5 protein-coding genes are annotated in these 3,488 nt (G+C 57.5%); 1 reads left to right on the top strand and 4 read right to left on the bottom strand.

Features of this window, described 5'->3' with window-relative positions; translation table 11 throughout:
- From HX875_RS31495 to HX875_RS31510, 4 genes are all read right to left on the bottom strand, one after another.
- Positions 1–380, bottom strand: a 380-nt coding sequence (locus HX875_RS31495) for a DUF3382 domain-containing protein (protein WP_177048829.1), incomplete at its 3' end; no start/stop codon positions are given.
- A complete protein-coding gene (livH, locus tag HX875_RS31500; protein ID WP_017479358.1) occupies positions 377–1,300 on the bottom strand; it encodes a high-affinity branched-chain amino acid ABC transporter permease LivH in 924 nt (307 codons plus the stop codon). The genes HX875_RS31495 and livH, both read right to left, overlap by 4 nt.
- A complete protein-coding gene (locus tag HX875_RS31505; protein WP_003211657.1) occupies positions 1,300–1,482 on the bottom strand; it encodes a hypothetical protein in 183 nt (60 codons plus the stop codon). The genes livH and HX875_RS31505 overlap by 1 nt, the downstream gene beginning before the upstream one ends.
- Before the next feature lie 45 nt (positions 1,483–1,527).
- Entirely contained in the window at positions 1,528–2,655 is a 1,128-nt protein-coding gene (locus HX875_RS31510) for a branched-chain amino acid ABC transporter substrate-binding protein (protein WP_177048830.1), read from the bottom strand.
- 339 nt (positions 2,656–2,994) lie between these two features.
- Here HX875_RS31510 and HX875_RS31515 point away from each other — a divergent pair, with 339 nt between their 5' ends.
- Complete coding sequence (locus HX875_RS31515; protein ID WP_017479356.1) at positions 2,995–3,297, top strand: DUF2288 domain-containing protein; 303 nt, start codon at positions 2,995–2,997, stop codon at positions 3,295–3,297.
- Positions 3,298–3,488 lie beyond the last annotated feature (191 nt).

Here is a 3,488-nt window from a genome sequence, read left to right on the forward strand (position 1 = left end):
AGGCCCAGCAACACGTAGATCAGGATCAGCGTCGCGATATCCACCGCGCCACGGGAACCGAAGAATGGCCAGATCAACGCCGCCACGATGAGGGCGATGATGATGTAGCGCTGGGTGCGCGGCAGGGTCAGGAACTGGCTGACCTTGGGCGATACCAGCGGGCCTCGGTTGGACTTGAGGAGGGCACCGACCTGCTGGGTAAACAGCACCCGCAGGAACATCAGCACCGAGCACAGCGCAATGATGGTCAGGGTTACGGGACCTGTGCCGTGCACTTCAAGGTTGATCCCGACAATGCTCAGCTTGAGGCCGAGTACCGGGAAGGCCACGGCCCACACCAGCAAGGCGCTGAAAAACGCCGATTTAAGATATCTGCTCATACTTTCTCAACCTCCGGACGGCCCAGAATGCCGGTCGGCCGGAACAACAGCACCAGAACCAATAGACCGAATGCCACCACGTCCTTGTACTGGTCACCGAACACATCGGCGCCAAAGGCTTCAGCCACGCCCAGCACCAGCCCGCCGAGCATCGCGCCCGGAATGCTGCCGATGCCGCCCAATACCGCCGCGGTGAAGGCCTTGAGGCCCACCAGGAAACCGGCGTTGGGGTTGATCACGCCGTACTGCATGCTCAGCAACACGGCAGCGACGGCGGCCAGTGCGGCACCGATGACGAAGGTCAGGGCGATGATGTTGTTGGTGTTGATGCCCAACAGGTTGGCCATCTTGATGTCTTCGGCGCAGGCCCGGCAGGCGCGCCCCAGACGGGAGCGGGAGATGAACAGGGTCAGGCCGAGCATCGCCACCAGGGTGACGACGAAAACCAGGACCTGCATATACGAAATCAGCACTTCTTGTGCGCCGCCTGGGCCGAAGGAGAAGCTCCCCGGGATCAGGTTGGGAATGGATTTGTCCTTGGAATCCTGGGACAGCAATACGGTGTTCTGCAGGAAGATCGACATGCCGATCGCGGAGATCAGCGGGATCAAGCGGTTGCTGCCACGCAAGGGGCGGTACGCAACGCGTTCGATACTGTAGCCATAGGCACTGGTTACGACGATGGACGCCAGGAACGCAGCGGTCATCAACAGCGGCAGGGAGTGGATACCCAGCATGGCCAGCCCGGCAAGGGCGATGAAGGCCACGTAGGAACCAATCATGTACACCTCGCCATGGGCGAAGTTAATCATTCCAATGATGCCGTAAACCATTGTGTAGCCAATGGCTATCAAGGCATAGGTGCTGCCAACGGTCATGCCGTTAACCAGCGTTTGGAAAAAATGATAGATCTCAGGCATTACAGCGCTCCTAAAAACCCGATACGCATTTCACTGGTGGAGTCAATTTCCGGCTCGGTGCCCTGTTCTGTGATCAGGTTGCACAAAGCGTTTGCCAGCGAACCGCTGGTGACGGTTTTAAGATTTTCAGGTGAGCCAGCTCCCGGATCGCGGGTGACAGGCCCATAAACCTCGTAAAACAAAGCCCACTGCTTGCACAGTGGGCTTGTTGACCAGTAACGCCTGGCTTACTGAGGGGAAACTTCGGTTTTTGGTTTGCCGAAGTGCCATTCGTAGACCACGAACTTGAAGTCCTTCAGGTCGCCCTTGGCGTCGAAGCTCAGGTCGCCGGTTGGGGTCTTGAAGGTGCCTGCGTGGATGGCAGCAGCCACTTTGGCGGTGTCTTCGCTTTTCGCGGCGGTGATACCACCGGCGATCACTTCAACAGCCGAGTAGGCCGGGAACACGAACGGACCGGTTGGGTCCTGCTTGTTCTTGGTGAACTCTTCAACGATTGCCTTGTTGGCAGGATCGGTGTCGAAAGACTTCGGCAGGGTAACCAGCAGGCCTTCGGAAGCGCCCTGGGCGATTTGCGAGATGGAATCGTTGCCGACGCCTTCAGGGCCCATGAACTTGGCGTTCACGCCTTTTTCCTTGGCTTGGCGCAGGATCAGGCCCAGCTCAGGGTGGTAGCCGCCGTAGTAGACGAAGTCGACGTTGGCTTGCTTGAGCTTCTGGATCAGCGAGCCGAAGTCTTTGTCGCCAGCGTTGATGCCTTCGAAGAGGGCAACTTTCACGCCTTTCTTCTCGAGGGTCTGTTTAACCGCGGTGGCGATGCCTTCACCGTATTGCTGTTTGTCGTGAATAACAGCTACGACTTTCGGCTTCACGTGGTCGGCGATGTAGTTGCCAGCGGCTGGGCCTTGAGCGCTGTCCAGGCCGATGGTGCGGAAGATCAGCTTGTAGCCACGGGAAGTGATTTCCGGGCTGGTGGCGGCCGGGGTGATCATGATCACGCCTTCGTCTTCGTAAATGTCGGACGCTGGCTGAGTGGAGCTGGAGCAGAGGTGACCGACTACAAACTTGACGCCGTCGTTGACCACTTTGTTGGCTACGGCTACGGCTTGTTTTGGATCGCAAGCGTCGTCGTATTCTTTGGCTTCGAGCATTTTGCCATCGACGCCGCCCTTGGCGTTGATGTCGGCGATAGCCTGCTTGGCGCCCATGAACTGCATGTCGCCATACTGGGTCACAGGGCCGGTTTTAGGGCCGGCAATCCCGATCTTGATGGTGTCAGCTGCGAACGAATGGCCGGCAACCCCAGCCAGGACCATAGCGGCAAACAGTTTGGAAATCTGCTTAGTAGCCTTATTCATAGTGCTCCACTCTTGCTGTTGTATTTTTTATAGTTCTAGCGGCCTTGTGAGCTGCAGAACCGGATCAGATATCTCGGATATCCCCCGGCAGCGGCCTGGCAACTGTACCGGTACAGTGTAGAGCGCCGGTTGATCGCTTGAAAAGCTGGCTGCTGGGGGCAAAACCCGGGTATGTCGCTTAAATGAAAGAAAAAGACAGAATTGCGGCGGGGTGATGCCAGAGTATCGGGCAATCCTTGGCTTTCCTGACACTTTCGTTCGGTGCCTCATTTGCAACTGGGTTTTTCTGCCTGCCGCTCGACGGTATGATTGCGCCGATTTTTCTTCAGGTGGACTCCCATGACGCAAGAACCTAGCACCCTCTATGCCAAGCTGCTTGGTGAAACCGCCGAAATTTCCTGGAAGGAGCTTGAGCCGTTCTTTGCCAAGGGTGCCCTATTGTGGGTCGACGCCGGGCTGGATTTGATCGAGGCTGCCGAGGGCATGGCTGAGGATAACCGTGAGAAAGTCGCTGCCTGGCTGGCTGCGGGGAGTCTTGGCGAGGTGTCTGCGACGCGGGCATTGGACCTGGTTGAGCGGGATCCGAGCTTGTGGGCGGTGGTGGTTTCACCGTGGATTCTGATCCAGGAAAGGGCGGCGTAGGAAATGCCTGCGCGAAAATGGTGCGGTATTTTTCTGAGTTTAAGTGTGTAGCGGGGTAACTGCATTTGCGGTGATGGCACGTTGCCGTAGAGAAAGGTCACAGGCGGGGGTTACGTGCGCGTCATGGGAACAGTTTTGTTCGCGCCGGAATGCGGTGGGAATTGTTTCTTGGTGTGTGTACATATCCGTTA

It is taken from the genome of Pseudomonas yamanorum, from assembly GCF_013386765.1.
GTDB lineage: Bacteria > Pseudomonadota > Gammaproteobacteria > Pseudomonadales > Pseudomonadaceae > Aquipseudomonas > Aquipseudomonas yamanorum_A.